This window comes from Phyllobacterium phragmitis, from assembly GCF_002980495.1.
In the GTDB taxonomy this organism is placed as follows: Bacteria; Pseudomonadota; Alphaproteobacteria; order Rhizobiales; family Rhizobiaceae; genus Paramesorhizobium; species Paramesorhizobium phragmitis.
Genome location: NZ_PVBR01000017.1, coordinates 38,274 through 54,708 on the forward strand (window position 1 = coordinate 38,274; position 16,435 = coordinate 54,708).

Annotated in this window: 15 protein-coding genes; 7 read left to right on the forward strand and 8 right to left on the reverse strand. The window is 61.8% G+C overall.

Annotation, left to right across the window (positions count from 1 at the left end; translation table 11 throughout):
• Positions 1-153 precede the first annotated feature (153 nt).
• Genes C5748_RS19865 through C5748_RS19880 form a run of 4 tightly spaced genes read right to left on the reverse strand, consistent with a single transcriptional unit; the run spans position 154 to position 5,060 of the window.
• Positions 154-2,898, reverse strand: coding sequence for a sensor histidine kinase (locus C5748_RS19865; protein ID WP_105743681.1), 2,745 nt, complete (start codon positions 2,896-2,898; stop codon positions 154-156).
• Positions 2,898-3,158, reverse strand: coding sequence for a hypothetical protein (locus C5748_RS19870; RefSeq protein WP_105743682.1), 261 nt, complete (start codon positions 3,156-3,158; stop codon positions 2,898-2,900). Before C5748_RS19870 ends, C5748_RS19865 begins: the two co-directional genes overlap by 1 nt.
• A 1-nt stretch (position 3,159) precedes the next feature.
• Complete coding sequence (locus tag C5748_RS19875; RefSeq protein WP_245581879.1) at positions 3,160-3,573, reverse strand: response regulator transcription factor; 414 nt, start codon at positions 3,571-3,573, stop codon at positions 3,160-3,162.
• Positions 3,574-3,617: 44 nt separating this feature from the next.
• Positions 3,618-5,060: a helix-turn-helix domain-containing protein gene (locus tag C5748_RS19880; RefSeq protein ID WP_105743683.1), complete on the reverse strand. Its 1,443-nt coding sequence runs from the start codon at positions 5,058-5,060 to the stop codon at positions 3,618-3,620.
• Positions 5,061-5,241: 181 nt separating this feature from the next.
• On the opposite strand from C5748_RS19880, the gene C5748_RS19885 reads away from it, so the two are divergent.
• From C5748_RS19885 to C5748_RS19910, 6 genes are all read left to right on the forward strand, one after another.
• On the forward strand, positions 5,242-6,582 hold the full coding sequence (locus tag C5748_RS19885; protein ID WP_105743684.1) for a substrate-binding protein: 1,341 nt from the start codon (positions 5,242-5,244) through the stop codon (positions 6,580-6,582).
• 83 nt (positions 6,583-6,665) lie between these two features.
• Positions 6,666-7,691, forward strand: coding sequence for a branched-chain amino acid ABC transporter permease (locus C5748_RS19890; protein WP_105743685.1), 1,026 nt, complete (start codon positions 6,666-6,668; stop codon positions 7,689-7,691).
• Between the two features lies 1 nt (position 7,692).
• Positions 7,693-8,847 (forward strand): branched-chain amino acid ABC transporter permease, encoded by a 1,155-nt coding sequence (locus C5748_RS19895; RefSeq protein WP_199194850.1) that lies wholly within the window; start codon positions 7,693-7,695, stop codon positions 8,845-8,847.
• Positions 8,840-9,601 (forward strand): ABC transporter ATP-binding protein, encoded by a 762-nt coding sequence (locus C5748_RS19900; RefSeq protein ID WP_105743686.1) that lies wholly within the window; start codon positions 8,840-8,842, stop codon positions 9,599-9,601. Before C5748_RS19895 ends, C5748_RS19900 begins: the two co-directional genes overlap by 8 nt.
• The gene (locus tag C5748_RS19905; RefSeq protein WP_105743687.1) at positions 9,598-10,347 is read left to right on the forward strand and encodes an ABC transporter ATP-binding protein; all 750 of its coding nucleotides are present in this window, start codon (positions 9,598-9,600) and stop codon (positions 10,345-10,347) included. Before C5748_RS19900 ends, C5748_RS19905 begins: the two co-directional genes overlap by 4 nt.
• 187 nt (positions 10,348-10,534) lie before the next feature.
• Complete coding sequence (locus C5748_RS19910; protein WP_105743688.1) at positions 10,535-11,119, forward strand: J domain-containing protein; 585 nt, start codon at positions 10,535-10,537, stop codon at positions 11,117-11,119.
• A gap of 267 nt (positions 11,120-11,386) precedes the next feature.
• Here C5748_RS19910 and C5748_RS19915 read toward each other — a convergent pair whose 3' ends face one another.
• The 3 genes from C5748_RS19915 to C5748_RS19925 all read right to left on the reverse strand — a co-directional run bounded on the left by C5748_RS19915 (position 11,387) and on the right by C5748_RS19925 (position 13,153).
• Positions 11,387-11,851, reverse strand: a complete 465-nt coding sequence (locus tag C5748_RS19915; protein ID WP_105743689.1) for an SRPBCC family protein — start codon at positions 11,849-11,851, stop codon at positions 11,387-11,389.
• A gap of 1 nt (position 11,852) precedes the next feature.
• The gene (locus tag C5748_RS19920) at positions 11,853-12,167 is read right to left on the reverse strand and encodes an ArsR/SmtB family transcription factor (protein ID WP_105743690.1); all 315 of its coding nucleotides are present in this window, start codon (positions 12,165-12,167) and stop codon (positions 11,853-11,855) included.
• A gap of 149 nt (positions 12,168-12,316) precedes the next feature.
• Positions 12,317-13,153, reverse strand: coding sequence for an alpha/beta fold hydrolase (locus C5748_RS19925; protein WP_105743691.1), 837 nt, complete (start codon positions 13,151-13,153; stop codon positions 12,317-12,319).
• A gap of 153 nt (positions 13,154-13,306) precedes the next feature.
• Between C5748_RS19925 and C5748_RS19930 the strand changes: the two genes are divergently transcribed.
• Complete coding sequence (locus C5748_RS19930; protein ID WP_245581880.1) at positions 13,307-14,398, forward strand: DMT family transporter; 1,092 nt, start codon at positions 13,307-13,309, stop codon at positions 14,396-14,398.
• Positions 14,399-14,596: 198 nt separating this feature from the next.
• Here the strand turns inward: C5748_RS19930 and C5748_RS19935 are convergent, their stop codons facing one another.
• Positions 14,597-16,375, reverse strand: coding sequence for an SLC13 family permease (locus C5748_RS19935; RefSeq protein WP_105743693.1), 1,779 nt, complete (start codon positions 16,373-16,375; stop codon positions 14,597-14,599).
• Positions 16,376-16,435 lie beyond the last annotated feature (60 nt).

Below are 16,435 nucleotides of genomic sequence, written 5' to 3' on the forward strand. Positions count from 1 at the left end.
ATGTACCATTTGTCCAGGATGTCCCATTTGCACCGCACCAATAGCGCGAGAAGGAAGATTGGATCCGACTCTGGTCCACGTCCCCATCAGCGTACGATTTCGAGCGGTTCTTGCTCTGACCCGTAGATGGTTTGGGCGCCCGGACGCTGAAGATCAGCCCGATCCGTGAAGCGCCGCGTCGCGTTGCGTCGCCTCGGCTGGCGGGAGCTTCGGCGCGGCTCGAACCGTCTTGAGCGCGACCGTGAACTTCGCGCCGCCCAGCCTGCTTTCGCAAAGCGACAGCGCACCGCCCATGGTCTCCACGATCTGGCGGCTGATGGCGAGCCCCAGCCCTGTGCCCGCCTGCTGCGGCATTGGCCCGCGCGAGAATTTCAGAAAGACGCGTTCGCGATCGGACTTGAGGATGCCTGACCCGTTGTCGTCCACGCAGGCCCTGTAGACGCCATTGTGCGTGGCACTGGAAACGGTGACGAGCGGCGCCTTGCTGGTGTTGTATTTGATGGCGTTGGAGATGAGGTTGATGAACACCTGGGCGAGTTGGTCGCGATTGCCTTCGACCAGCACCTGGCGGGCGCGCTTCGTGCGCTTCAGCGCGATGCCCTGCGAGCGCGCGAGCACCTCGCAGCTTGCCATCGCCAGATCGAGGGCGGATTCGGGATCGAACGGCTCGCTTTCCCATCCGATGCCGCCATTCTCCATCCGGCTGAGATGCAGGATGACGTCGAGCAGCTTGGTGAGCCTGATGCTCTCGTCCTGGATGATCTGCAGGAAACGCCGCTTTCCCGCCTCATCGAGCTCCGGCGCCGAAAGCAGGATGTCGCTGAACGAGCGGATCGCCGTCATCGGTGTCCTGAGCTCGTGGCTCACCTGGCTCAGGAACTCGTCCTTCTGAATATCGATCTCGCGAAGCTGCGAATTGGCGCGGGCCAGTTCGGCTGCGGCTTCCTCCACCTGGCGGGATTTGCGTTCGATCTCCGCCGAATAGGCGCGGATCTGCTCCGTCTCGTCGGCCAGCCGCTTCAATTCCTCCACGCTGATCGTTTCGCTGGTCACGACGCTGGAGACGAGGGAACGCGCCGTCGCCGCGCCGACATTGGCCGCCAGCCGTTGCTCGACCAGCGAGATGAGCTCATCGCTTGCCGTTTTCGCGCGGTCTGCCGGATCCACAAGCGCGACAAGCTTCAACGCATCGGCCGGACCGAGAATGCGGTCGGCGATGCGGCGCAGGTCGGAGACGCGGGCGGTGCGCCGGATGACGCTCATCTCGCTTTCCGTGCGCCGGCGGAAGACGTCGATGAAGAGACGCGCCTGATATCGCGCCAGCGGTGACGGTTCCGACAGCATGGAAACGCCGATGAACAGCCCGATATTGGCGAACATGCTCCAGAAGACGGCATGCACCAGCGGGTCCATCTCAGCCAGGCCGAACAGGGCGTGCGGCTTGAGAAGGCTCATTCCCCATGGCCCGTGCTCGATCACCGATTCCGGCATCACGAAGGTTCCGCCGAGGCTTGGAAGGAAAAGCGCGTAGCCCCACACGAAGAACCCTGCCGCCAGCCCGGCAAGCGCCCCCGCATGGGTTGCCTTGTGCCAGTAGAGGCCGCCCACCAGGCTGGGCAGAAACTGCGCTACGCCGCAAAAGGCGATGAGCCCGATGGAGGCGAGCGCACCGTCGGCGCCGCTGAGCTTGAAATAGAGAAATCCCAGGAAAATGATGCAGACGATGCTGATCCGGCGCGCGCCCAGAATGAAGCCGCGCAGCGCCTGTCCGCTTTCGGACGGGACGATGGCGAAACGCAGCGCCAGCGGCATGACGATGTGGTTGGAGATCATGGTCGACAGCGCGATCGAGGAGACGATGACCATCGAGGTAGCGGAGGAGAAGCCGCCGAGGAAGGCGAGCAGCGCGATCGTGTCCTGGTCCGCTGCGAGCGGAAGGGTCAGCACGTAGAGATCGGGATCGGATCCTTGCGGAAGGAAATTCAGCCCCGCGACTGCGATGGGCGCGATGAACAGGCTGATGAGGAGGAGATAGAGCGGGAACAGCCACGAGGCCGTGCGAAGCTGGCTTTCGCTGGAGTTCTCCACCACCGTCACCTGGAACTGCCGCGGCAGGCAGATCACGGCTGCCCCGGCGAGGAAACACAACGTCACCCAGCGTGTCCCGAAGGTGGCCTCGGGATTGGTGAGACTTACGGGTGCGTTGTCGAAGATCGCGGTCGGGGTGTCTTGCAGGCGGAAGACGACCCACAGCCCAACCGCCAGCAGGGCGACCAGCTTGACCACCGCCTCCAGCGCGATCGCGGCGATGACGCCGTGGTGGCGTTCATTCACGTCGATATTGCGCACGCCGAACATGATGGAGAACACGCACAGGCCCGCCGCCAGCCAGAAGGTGGTCATGAAGTCCGGCGCAAGGTCGATATTGGCCGCCGTCACGGCGCCGGCGTGGAAGGTGATGACCTGGAAGCTGGCCGTCAGCGCCTTGAGCTGAAGCGCGATATAGGGCGCCGTCGCCACCAGCGCGATCACGGTGACGAGCGCGCCGATCGCCGGATTCTTGCCGAAGCGCGCCGAGATCAAATCGGCGATCGAGGTGGTGTGATAGACGCGGCCGACGGTGACCAGCTTGCGCAGGAAGACCCACCAGCCGACGAAGACGATCGTCGGGCCGAGATAGATCGTGGCGAATTCGAAGCCGTTGCGGGCAGCCGAGCCGACCGCGCCGAAGAAGGTCCACGAGGTGCAGTAGATCGAGATCGACAGCGTATAGACGATCGGTGAGGAGAGCCAGCCGCCAGGGTGGCGTCGCGCGCGGCGGTCGCCGGCGAAGGCCACGCCGAACAGGATGGCGACATAGCCGAGACAGACGAGGACGACGACATCGATGGGAAGCATCAGTGTCGCTTCCCTTCGCCGGGAGAAGCCTGGCCGGGCGGCGTCTCAGTCTCGGCCAGGCGCTGCGACAGGAAAAAAGCCGCCAATACGGCTACAGCCCACACGCCGAAGAGATAGACGGCCATCAGCGGGATGCCGACGATCGTCACGGGCGCCGCGAAGACGAGGATGATGGGAGGCGCAAGCAGAATAGCCAGGAGGAAGGGCAATACCGTTGCCGCGTCCCGTCCGCCGCGCCTGCCTGTCTCCATCTTCCTCATCTCACATCCCGGTCAGCTTCCTTACCTGGGCGACCACCTCCGCGTTGGAAAACGGCTTCGTGATATAGGCGCTGGCGCCGCCCGCCATGGCGGCGTCACGGTCGCTCGCCTGCCCCTTCGCCGTCAGGACGATGATGGGAAGCGAGGCCAGCGCCCGGTCCTCCCGCGCCGCCCGCAATACGTCGAATCCATCCATACCCGGCAGCATGATGTCAAGAATGAGCGCAGAGAAGCGCTCGCGCCGCAACCGTTCCAGGGCGGCGGCCCCATTGGCGACGACATCGACCTCGAACCGCGCCCGTTCGAGGATGAAGCGTAGCGATTCGACGATGTTCGGCTCGTCTTCGGCGATGAGAATGCGTTGCGAAGACAGACCCGTTCCTCCCTCTGGCTTCTCTGACAGTATATGGCTCAAACGCACAATAAATGAATATAGACCTTTCGTATCATGTAAACGCTTCAGGCGATCAGCGGCGCCTCCTGCCGGTGAGTGCAGGCCATGCGTGTACACAACCGGCAGACCGTGCCGACGGGAAGCATGGCGCCGGTGGCGTCCAGGCCGTCGCCATAGGCGACGCGCGGGGCTTCCGCGGCAGGACAGGCCAGCATGATCGAGAGCAGCTTGCGCGGATGTCCGACCTGCGTCGGCTGCTTCTCCACCGCACGCGCGAAGAACAGGAACCTCTCGCCGGAGGGAAGTTCGCCGAAGCATCGCGCCGTGATGCCGGGGGTCTGGAATGCGCCATAGATGGGCCACATGGGGCAGGCGGTGCCGTAGCGCGGCAGCGGCAGGCCGGGAAGGGGCAGGCGCTTGGTCACATATCCCGAAGCATCCGATCGCATATAGGCGAAGCGCACCCCGGTGGCGCCCGGGCGCCGCAGGGTCGCCACGCGATGCGCGGCCTGCTCGTGGGACACCCGGAAGCGCCGTGAAAGCCAATCCAGATCATAGCGGCAATCCTCGGCCGCCTTGAGGAAACGGTCATAGGGCATGAGCACGGCGCCCGCGACATAGCCGATCAATGCCGCCCTGGCCAGATCACGGGCTTCCTCGGTCGGCAGTGCGCGATGGGCGTCGGTGATGGCATTGACGTGGTTCTCGGCAATTTCCCACGCAAGACCCCGCGCGGCTGCAAACCGGATGCTTTCGGGCGACGCGTTCGCCAGGTCCGTCCCGGTGTCGTGATGGCCGTCCGGCGGCATGTCACCGCGATGCTTGTCGGCGATCGCTTCCAGCGCCGGGAAGTAATTGTCGGACTGGAAGATAAAGGCGTCGACATACTCCATCGATGTGGCCGAGCGTACGCGCATGGTGGAGTTGTCGAAGAAATCGAGCAGCGCGCGTGCTGTCTGCGACAGGCGTGCACTGTCGGCCGCGACGATGGTCAGGAACCGCTCGCGATCCGCCTGCCCGAGGTCATCCACATTGCCGAGGATCTCCGCCGCCGAGCTGATGGCGGTGACGCTGGTCAGCATCCGGTGAACGCTCTCGCCCAGGAACGGGTCGCGGTTCAGCCGATCGGCGAGCGCCAGCACGGCATGGCTCTGGTCGCGGAATGCCCGGTAGAGTTTGAGGATGATATCTGTCCATTCCGGGTGACGGCCGACGAGGTCCTCGGTGGCGCGGGTTTTCGGCGTCTTGCCGCCGATGCGTGGATCGGTGGCGAGCTCCTCCAGCATTTCAATCAGCCGGCGCTCGGCGTGACCATCGAGTTCCGAGGGCGCAACACCGAGCTCCGCCGCCAGCCGGACGATGAGTGCGCCGGCCGCCGGCCGCTTGTTGCCTTCGATGAGATTGAGATAGGAAGCCGAGATTCCGACCCGGCCCGCCAGCGCGCTCTGGGTGAAGCCCGCATTCTTGCGAAGCGAGCGGATCTTGAGCCCGGTCAGTGTGCCTGTCACGCATGTTCCTCCTCGCGGCAAGTAAATAAATGACAAATCTGATGAATTCAAGGATAAAGATTTTACAAAATTACCTATGTATACCAAAGGCTTATTGAAAGTTTGACTGATCCGGCGCTATCCTTGCACAGGTGGCGACCCATCCTTGTCGGGTAGGCGCAGCCATCAATGGGAGGAAACAATGAAATTCGACAACATCAATCGGCGTGTCTTTTTGCGCGCCAGTGCGGTGGCCGGCGTAAGCCTGGCGACGCCAACCATCTTCACCAGCGCCTCGCGCGCGCAAGATTTCTGCAATGCCCCGACCGGCGCCAATGTCGCGTTCGGGTTCAACGTTCCGCAGACTGGTTCCTATGCGGACGAGGGCGCGGACGAGCTTCGCGCGCTCAAGCTCGCCGTCCAGCACCTCAATGGCGAGGGTGACGGCGGCATGCTCAACACCTTCAAGGGCACGCCGCTCAAGGGCAGCGGCATCCTGGGAAAGAAGGTCTCCTTCGTCACCGGCGACACGCAGACCAAGTCCGACGCCGCGCGCGCCTCGGCCAAACGCATGATCGAGAAGGACGGCGTTCTCATGATCACCGGCGGTTCGTCCTCCGGTGTCGCCGTCGCCGTGCAGTCCCTGTGCCAGGAATCCGGCGTCATCTTCATGGCGGGCCTGACGCATTCCAACGACACCACGGGCAAGGACAAGAAGAAGAACGGCTTCCGCCATTTCTTCAACGCCTACATGTCCGGTCAGGCGCTCGGACCGGTGCTTGCCGAAGCGTATGGCAAGGACCGCAAGGCCTATCACCTGACCGCTGACTATACCTGGGGATGGACCCAGGAGGAATCGATCAAGAATGCCACCGAGGCGCTCGGCTGGGAAACGGTCAAGACCGTGCGCACGCCGCTCGGCGCGGGCGACTTCTCGCAATATATCACGCCCGTCCTCAATTCCGGCGCCGATGTGCTGATCCTCAACCACTACGGCAAGGACATGATCAACTCGCTGACCCAGGCCGTTCAGTTCGGAATGCGCGACAAGCAGGTCAACGGCAAGGATTTCCAGATCGTCGTGCCGCTCTTCTCCGAATTGATGGCGCAAGGCGCGGGCGACGCGATCAAGGGCATCTACGGCACGGCCAACTGGGACTGGAAGCTGGAAAACGACGGCACCAAGGCCTTCACCAAATCCTTCGGCCAGGAATATGGCCAGCCGCCCTCACAGGCCGCGCAGACCTGCTACGTGCAGGCGCTGCTTTATGCCCATGCCTGCGAAACCGCAGGCACCTTCAATCCCGAAGGCGTGATCGCGGCTCTCGAAGATCTGGAGTTCGATGGCCTGGGCAATGGCCCGACGCTGTATCGCGGCGCCGATCACCAGTGCTTCAAGCCGGTCCTCGTCGTGCAGGGCAAGGAGAACCCGAAGGACAAGTACGACCTGCTTCAGGTCGTCAAGGAAGTGCCGACGGCCGACGTCACCTATGACCCGTCCATCTTCGGCGGCGAGCTTGGACCTGTGAGCAACAAGTGCTGATGGCCTCCGGGCAAAAAAGGCCGGGCGGCAGCATGCCGTCTGGCCGTGCACTGCCTGGCCGCCCTGCGGCAATGGTGATTTGAATGGACGCGTTCCTTCTGCAACTGCTCAACGGCCTGGACAAGGGCGGTGCCTACGCGCTGATCGCGCTGGGGCTGACCCTGGGATTCGGGACGCTGGGCGTCGTTAATTTCGCGCATGGCGCGCTGTTCATGCTGGGCGCCTTCATCGCCGTGCTGGTCAATCGCCTGCTCCGGCTGGAGACGGTCACCATCGATCCCGACCAACTCACGCCCTGGGGCACGCCGGCGGAGATCCACACGCCGCTGGTGCAGGCCTGGCTTGGCGATTTCGGCGCTGTTTTGCTGCAATATTCGGTTCCGCTCTCGCTGCTTGTCGCTGTCCCCATCATGTTGCTGTTCGGGGTGGCGATGGAGCGCGGCCTGATCCGCTTCTTCTATCGCCGTCCCCATGCGGACCAGATATTGGTCACCTTCGGGCTCGCCATCGTGCTGCAGGAGGTGATCAAGCACTATTTCGGCGCAAATCCCATTCCGGTGAGCGCGCCGCCCGCACTCTCCGGCAGCGCCAATGTCGGCGAATGGCTGGGTCTGGGGCCAGGCGTTTACTATCCCTGGTGGCGGCTCGTCTATCTGAGCTTTTCGATCGTCATGGTGGGCCTGGTGATCGCGTTCCTGCAGTTCACCACCTGGGGCATGGTCGTGCGCGCCGGTATGCAGGACCGCCAGACCGTGGGGTTCCTCGGCATCAATATTCAGCGCCGCTTCACGATCGTCTTCGGCATCGCCGCCATGGTGGCCGGCATGGCGGGCGCCATGTACACGCCCATCGTGCCGCCGGATTACCACCTCGGCATGGATTTCCTGGTGCTTTCCTTTGTCGTGGTCGTGGTGGGCGGCATGGGCTCGGTGGCGGGCGCGGTGCTCGCGGGCTTTCTCCTGGGCGTGCTGCAGAGCTTCGCCTCGATGAACGAAGTCAAGGACCTGCTGCCGGGCATCGACCAGGTGGTGATTTATCTGGTTGCAGTGGTGATCCTTCTGGTGCGGCCGAGGGGCCTCATGGGGCAACGCGGAATCATGGAAGACTGACATGCAAATGACGACGCTGCGCCAGGAAGTGCTTTTCATGGCCATTTTCACGGCCGCCGTGCTGACCATGCCTTTCTGGCTGGAGCCGCTCGGCGCAAGCTATCCCGACCTCCTGCAGAAGTTCGCGATCTACGGCATCTTCGCCATCGGCTTCAACATCCTGTTCGGGCTCACCGGCTATCTCTCCTTCGGCCACGCCGCATTTTTGGGCATGGGCTCTTATGCCGCCGTCTGGTCGTTCAAGCTGCTGACGATGAACGTGATCCCCGCGGTCATCTTCGCCGTCGTCCTGTCGGGTATTTTCGCCGCGGCGATCGGCTATGTCAGCCTGCGCCGCTCAGGCATCTATTTCTCGATCCTGACGCTCGCCTTCGCCCAGATGTCCTATAATCTGGCTTATTCGGTGTTCACGCCGATCACCAACGGCGAAACAGGGCTGCAGCTTTCGCTGCGTGATCCGCGCATCCTCGACAGGACGCTCGATGAGGCGGCCGGCATTCCTTTTCCGGAATTCTTCGGCACCGAGATGAACGGTTATGCCGGGTTCTATTTCTGCGCGGTCTTGCTCATCATCTGCTTTTTCATCTCCATGCGCATCTTCCACTCGCCCTTCGGCATGACGCTGCGCGCCATCAAGTCGAACCAGAGCCGCATGGGCTATACCGGCTTCAACACGCGCCCATACACGCTTGCCGCCTTCGTCATCTCGGGCATGTATGCCGGGCTTGCCGGCGCGCTTCTCGCCGTCACCGATCCTCTCGCCGGCGCCGAACGCATGCAATGGACGGCCTCGGGCGAGGTGGTGCTGATGACGATCCTGGGCGGCGCCGGCACACTGGTGGGCCCCGTCATCGGCGCGGGCGTGATCAAATATTTCGAAAACATCTTCTCGGCCTATCACGAGGCGCGGTTGCACGAGATCTTCTCCTTCATGCCGGAGCCCCTGCAGAACTTCTTCGTCACGATCACCGCGCCGTTCGTCGGCGAGGGCTGGTTCCTGACGCTCGGGCTGATCTTCATGCTGATCGTCACCTTCCTTCCCGGCGGGCTGATGGAGGGCGCGCGAAGATTGGGCGGGCTGGTCGTGCGCCGAAAATCGCAACAGGAACCGGACAAGCTCGCGACCGCCGGTGTGGGAGCGCAAGACCATGGATAACGCGGTTCTCCACATCGCCGACGTCAACAAGAGCTTCGGCGGCCTGCATGCGCTCTCCGACATCGATCTGCAGGTCATGGAAGGCACCACCCACGCCATCATCGGGCCGAACGGCGCCGGCAAGTCGACGCTGCTCAATATCTGCATCGGGCGTCTTGCGCCCGATAGCGGCGCCGTCGTCTTCAATGGCGAGGTCATCACCGGAAAACAGCCCTACGAGATCAACCAGCTCGGTGTCGCGCGCGTCTTCCAAACGCCGGAGATCTTCCCGGATCTTACATTGCTGCAAAATGTCATGATCCCGGCCTTCGCCAGGCGCGACGGCGCCTTCCGGCTCAATGGTTGGCAAATGGCTTCGCATCAGGCCGAAATCATGGGTCAAGCCGAGCACTGGCTGGAGGATGTCGGTCTGATCGGGCTGCGCAACCGGTTCGCGGCCAGCCTGTCGCGCGGCGACAAGCGCCGGCTGGAGCTTGCCATGGGGCTCGTGCAGCATCCGCGCCTGCTTCTGCTCGACGAGCCCACGGCCGGCATGTCGCGGCATGACACGAACGCGACGATCGATCTTCTCAAGAAGATCAAGGCGCGCGGGATGACGAAGGTCATCATCGAGCACGACATGCATGTGGTTTTCTCGCTCGCCGACCGCATCACCGTGCTGGCGCAGGGCATGATCATCGCCGACGGCAGGCCCGACGAGGTGAGGGGCAATCCCGTTGTCCAGGAAGCCTATCTGGGAGGCACGAATCCATGAACGTCGCAGCGATAGCCGAGACACGAACAGCAACCAAGGCGGCGCCTTTCGTCAGTGTCCGCGACATCCATGCCTATTATGGCCAAAGCTATATCGTGCAGGGGGTGAGCTTCGAGATCGAGGAGGGCGAGATCGTCGCTCTTCTGGGCCGCAACGGCGCCGGCAAGACATCGACGCTGCGTACCATCGCCCGCGCCGTCGATCCAGAGCTCAAAAGCGGCGAGATCTGGCTCGGCGGACAGCCGATCCACAAATGCCGCGACTACCAGGCCGCCACTGCGGGCATCCAGATCGTGCAGGAAGACCGTCGCATCATTCCCGGCCTCACCGTCGAGGAAAACCTGCAGCTTGCCCAGATATCCAAGCCCAGGGGCTGGCCCATCGAGAGGATCTACGATCATTTTCCGCGCCTTGCGGAACGGCGTCACCAGGAAGGCGTCACACTGTCGGGCGGCGAGCAGCAGATGCTGGCGGTTGCCCGCGCGCTCGCCCGCGAGGTCAAGCTGCTCCTCCTGGACGAACCCTATGAGGGGCTGGCGCCGGTCATCGTGCGCGAGATCGAAGGCATTGTGCGCCAGATCAAGGAACTCGGCATCACCACCATCATCGTCGAGCAGAACGCCATCGCGGCGCTCGAACTCGCGGACCGCGCACTGATCCTCGACATGGGGCAGATCGTCTTCGACGGGACGGCGGCGGCGGTTTTGGAAAACGAAGAGTTGCGCAACGAGTATCTCGCCATCTGAGAGTTTGTTTGGAAATGGATCAGACCGGCATGGTCCATTTCAAAAGGGGTTGATCTTCAACGAAGAGGACAGTCAAGACGCTCGGACCAATTGATCGGGAGCACGCGACTTCGGTGGATATGGGTTGAGCCGGTTGGCCTTACCCGTTATCACAGGAAAACTGACTTACCCGAAAACAGGTGCCACTGTGATCGACCCCTATGCGATGCTTGGTGTTTCCCGCGAGGCGGATGGCGAGGCAATCAAGTTGGCCTACCGCAAACATGCGAAGACCGCCCATCCCGATGCGGGTGGTGACGTCGACGCGTTCGCCAGGCTGAAGACATCTTACGAGCTTCTTTCCGATCCGGTTCGCCGCAAGGTTTTTGACGATACCGGTTACGATCCCGAACTCGCCGACACCAAAGACCTGCAGGGCCTGGTGATCATCGAGACACTGATCAACGAAATCATCCTGGACGACCGGGAGCCGGGGAGTTTCGATCCGGTCGCCGCCATGCGCCGCAAGCTTACCGACAAAATCGTCCATGCGCGCTTCCATATTTTGGAGATGGAGCGCCATCGTGCCCGTATCCGCAACCATATCGACCGCATCGGCAGGAAACCCGAGGCGGACGTATTGGGGCGCATGCTGAAATCCCGGTGTGAAGCGATCAACGATGCGATCAGAAAAGCCGAGTCCGAGATCGACAATATCGAGCAGGCCTATGGCATGCTGGAGGGCTATTCCTACGAGGTCGACGTTTCCGAGATGATGACCGCCGCGGAATGAGACGCGCCATATCGTCTTGCTGAGGTGCAAGCGACGGCAAATACGACGAACGCGGTTCCAAAAGTTTGTACTCTTTTCGTTGCGCGCTCGCCGTAATTCAACCCGGCGGCATCTATTCGAATATCTGCATCGACGGATCGCTCGCGTCCCAGGCATGCCATCGCATGGTGTACGTCACCATCCGCGCCTTGAACCGGCTCGGGTCGGCCAGGCTTTCGTCACGATCATTCTTCCTCTGCGATGTTTCCGGATCGACGCGGCTCGGGATCAGGCTGCCTTCGGCTTGGCGAAGACGTCAAGTCCGCTGCCGGTTTCCAAGAAGGATTTCAGGCTGGAGAGAACCACAGGCCAGCCTTGGCTGATGCCTTTCGCCATTCCGCTGCCCGCTTCGAGCTCGTCATGCGTGACCGTCAGCCGGACCATGTCCTCGTATTCCTCGATCTCGAACGTCACCCGGCTGTGGCTCGCGGGGTCGGCGGCCTGCGAAGCGTTCGCCCATGTAATGACGAGACGGGCCGGCGGCGAGACCTCGACGACTTTGCCGATAAGTTCGACGGTCCGCTTATCATTGGCGCGGACATGCTCCCATTGCGATCCGGGTTGCCAGTCGGAGACGTTCTCATGTCCCCAGTAGCGCCGCGCAATGTCGGGCTTGGTGATGGCCTCGAAAACCTTTTGCGGCGTCGAGACGATATAGGTCACATAGACAAAGCTTGTTTTTTCTGCGGGCATTTTACTCTCCTTCCAGTTGTTTCTTGAGGTCGTGAAGCAGGTTCAGGCGCTGGCGTTCGAACTTCCTCACCCACCGCTCGTAGACCTCGTGGAGCGGAACGGGGTTGATGAAATGAAGCTTTTCTCGGCCGCGCCTGAGCGTGGTGACCAGGTTGGCCGCCTCCAATATTTCCAGATGTTGTGTGGCGGATTGCCGGGCCATGTCCAGGTTCTCGCAAAGTTGGCCGAGCGTCTGTCCGTTCTGCTCGCACAGAAGGTCCAGCAGCTTTCTGCGGGTCGGGTCGCCCAACGCCTTGAAAACTTTGTCAGCATCCATCGTCTCATCCATTTGCGACTACACAATATGCAGGTAAATGCCTGCATGTCAAGATCGCTTTTATCCGTCGAAGAGGCCGTTTCGTGGCCAGCGCCATGCACAACAATCCAAATGGAGGCGCGAACAAGAGGAGGAGCTGAGCCTAAAATTTAAGAGATGTTCGGGCATCTGCGCGATAGAAAGGCGTTTAGCCGCTTCACAACGAGATCCGGCGCTTCGATCTGCGGTAAGTGGCCGACGCCAGGCAGTGTTTCGAACGATGCCTGCGGGATCAGCGCATGAAGCGCTTTGCCTCGCTCCAGTGGGATCCACGGATCGTCCTCGCCCCAGATGATCTTGACCGGGCATCGAACATTCCCGAATGCCGGCTCGATTTCGGCGGTATATTTTTCGTCGGCTTGCGCGAATTGCCGATAGAAGCTTCCCCGTCCTTCCTCGGAAAGCCAGGGCTCGACAAGCCTCTCGAAATCACCGGAATCGATGTCGTTGACGATCGCACCCTTGATGTAGGCCTCCACGACCGCTTTGTGGATATGCGGCGGCAATTCCAGAAAGGCATCCACATGGCGGCCGACATGATCGAAAAACGCCGATCCCCAAGGGCGCATCGCGACGACATTCATCAAAACATACCGCTCGAAATCGCAGCCATGCAGCAAATGCGCGCGCAGTGTTGTTGCTCCGCCCATGTCATGGGCGACGACGATCGGCCGCTCGAGTGCCCAATGCTCGACCATCTCGGCAAAGACCTGTCCCTGCACATCGAGTGACGTACGCTGTTGCGCGCCTTTGTCGGATCTCCCGTATCCAGGCATATCATACCAATGGACGCGATATCGCCTGGCAAGGTCCGGAATGATCCGATGCCATGAGAACGAGGACCACGGCCACCCATGGGCCAGCACGAGTGCGGGCCCGCTACCAAACCGACCCGCCGCCACCATGGCAGCGGATGTTTGTACGGTCTCATCGAGTTTCCACGACATCGATATTCTCCAGAGTTGCCGGACAGCGCCGTCCACACGAACTGGTCGCAATCATAACCATATCGCTGGAGACCGTTGGCCTCAAATCTCCGACGCTGATCGCTCCGGTGCGACAGACAGCTGGGCAACGGAACGACCGACTTATGGCGCTCCTTGCGTATTCTGATCGACAATAGGGACGGCAGAGTTCGGTTCTGCGACTCCAGCGGTGCGGCTACTGTACGTGTCTCCGCCGTCCACAGGTCGGACGATGAACAGCACCTTAGCTGCCATTGCTTGCATAAAAATGTTCTTCTAATGTTCTGCGCAGACTCACCGGAGACGGCGCAGATGCGACAAACCAGCCCGCAGGGCGAACGCCCCGACAACATCCCCTTGGCCGTTAATGTCATCATCCTGACCGTGCTGGCGCTCTCCTTGGGCGATGCGCTGATCAAGATGACCAGCGGCAGCTTCGTCATCTGGCAGATTTTTGTGATCCGATCGCTGATTGTGATCCCGGTCCTGCTGCTGTTCCTCGCTGTGACATCGCCCGAAACGCTGCGTGTGCCGGACGTCTCCGGCTGGGTCGGCCTGCGCAGTCTGATGCTGATCGGCATGTGGATCTGCTACTATTTTTCGCTTCCAAAGCTGACGCTTTCAGTCGCTGCCGCTGCCTACTACACGCTTCCCATCTTCATAACGCTGTTCTCGGCCCTGTTCATCGGCGACCGGATTTCGCGAACGGGCTGGATCGCCGTAATTTCAGGATTTTCAGGCGTGCTGCTGATCCTTCGCCCCAAAGCTGGGGATTTCAACATCTATGCGATCCTCCCGCTTGTATCGGCCATGCTTTACGCGGGAGCCATGATCCTGACGCGCAGCAGATGCCGGAAACAACATCCAATTGTCCTGTCGCTGGCGCTGAATATCGGTTTCGTCATCGTTGGCGCTCTGGCTGCGGGCTTGGTCCTGCTGCTGCCCGATTCCGCGCGGCAAGGCTTTCTGCTGGCGCCGTGGGCCGCGATGGGAGGGGCCGAGTGGATCTCGATGGGGCTGCTGGCTGCGGCGATCCTGATCGGCAGCATCGGAGCTGCCATCGCATACCAGAGCGGCCCGCCCGCCATAATCGGCGCCTTCGATTTCGCCTATGTCGGGTTCGCCGTTGTCTGGGGTATGGTTTTCTTTGCTGAGATGCCGGATCTGACCTCGACGCTTGGTATGATCCTGATCGTCGGAGCGGGTATCCTTTCCTTGCGCCAATGACCGCCAGGTCCGCTTTCTGTGGGTTCAGATCGATGCGGCAACATAAACTTCCCACCCCGAGCGGTCATTTCCTGCTGGGGTTGCGAAAGCCGCATTTCCGCCTTCCCCAACATCCCGATGATCTGCAGTTCTTCAATGCGCAACCGCCTCGTCCGCGACAGTCGAAAATGGCCCGGCCTTCCTCGACCAAGACCGATCTCAAGTCGGCTTGAGCGGCCAGAAAACAAGGATTGCCGGCACCGAAACGCAGATAATCAGCGCTTCGAGCGGCAGGCCGATGCGCCAGTAATCGCCAAATCGATAGCCGCCCGGTCCCATGATGATGGTGTTGTTCTTGTGGCCGATCGGCGTCAGGAAAGCGCAGGATGCGGCGACGGCGACGCCCATCAGGAAGGGATCGGGCGAAACGCCGATCGAATTGGCCACACCGACCGCGATCGGCGCGGCGATCAGGGCGGTCGCAACATTGTTCAGGAAGTCCGAAAGTGTCATCGTCACGATCATCACGATGGCCAGGGTCGCCCAGGCTGGAAGTGACGACGTTTGAGCGACGATGGCCTCGGCGATGAGTTGCGTGCCGCCGGATTCTTCCAGCGCCAGCCCGATCGGAATCAGCGAGCCCAAAAGAATGATCACCGGCCATTCGACGGCATCATAGACCTCGCGCGGGCTGACGATGCTGAACAGGGCATAGAAGCAAACGGCGGCGGCGAGCGCGACGGCCAGCGGCATGATGCCGACCACCGACAGCGCGATCGCCACGGCGAAAATGCCGATGGCCAGCGCCGCCTTGCTGCGCTGGATGACGGTGTGCTTCCTTTCGGCCAGCGGCAGCGCGCCCATCCATTCGGCGGCATCGGCCACACGGCTTTCTGAACCCAGAAGCAGGAGAACGTCGCCCGGTGCGATCGTCAGCTTGCGCACATGTTCGCGGAACCTCCTGCCCTGGCGCGATACACCCAGGAGCGTCACGCTGCGCCGGTTGAAAAGCCGCATGTCGTCGGCGGAGCGCCCGACCGCCGGCGCACCGACCGGCACGATCGCTTCGGTCAACGTCATCGACCCGCCGGCGAGCCCGTCATGCTTGGCGTCGGAGGAGATTTTCAGCTTGGCGGCCCCGACGAATGCCTCGATCGATTTCGGATCGCCCTCCAGCACCAGCCGGTCGCTCTTCTTGATCTCCTCGCCCATGGCGAAACCCGGCAGGCGCTTGCCCCGCCGCACCAGGCCGAGAATGGTCACATCGTTTTCCTCCGCGGTGTCGACGAGCTCGCGCGGCGTCTTGCCGACCCATTCCGACTCCTCGGGGAAGCCCGCTTCGGCGACGAAAAGGCCCGACGCCGTATCGCCGCTCTGAAACGCCTTGGCCCGTTGCGGAATGAGCCGCCAGCCGAAACCCGCGACAAAGGCGATGCCTGTGATAGCGCAGATCAGCCCGACTGGGGTGAAGTCGAACATGGAAAACGCCTCGCCAAAGGCGCGCTCGCGATATTGCGCAATGACGATATTGGGCGGCGTGCCGATCAGCGTGATCATGCCGCCGAGGATGGTGGCGAAGGAAAGCGGCATCAGCGACAACGAGACCGGCCGCTTGGCCTTGCGCGCTGTCTCTAGGTCCAGCGTCATCAATATGACCAGCGCTGCGACATTGTTGATGACGGCCGACAAAACTGCGCCCACCACCGACATGATGCCGATATGCGCCGACAATGAACGTCCGGAATCGACAACGAACTGCGCGATCAGTTCGACCGCGCCCGAATTCACCATGGCGCGCGAGACGATCAGCACCAGCGCGATGATAACGACGGCTTCATGGCCGAACCCGGCGAATGCATGGTCTGCGGGAACCGCGCCGCCGACAACGCCGATGATCAACGCGCCGAAAGCGACCAGATCGTAGCGTATCCGCCCCCAAACGAGAAAAGCGAAGACGGCAGCCAAGAGTGCAAAGAGGAAGATCTGCTCATAGGTCATCGAAGAAGCCTCTTGAAATAAACAGGAACTGGGCGCGCCTCACGGAGCAGATTGAGCGTT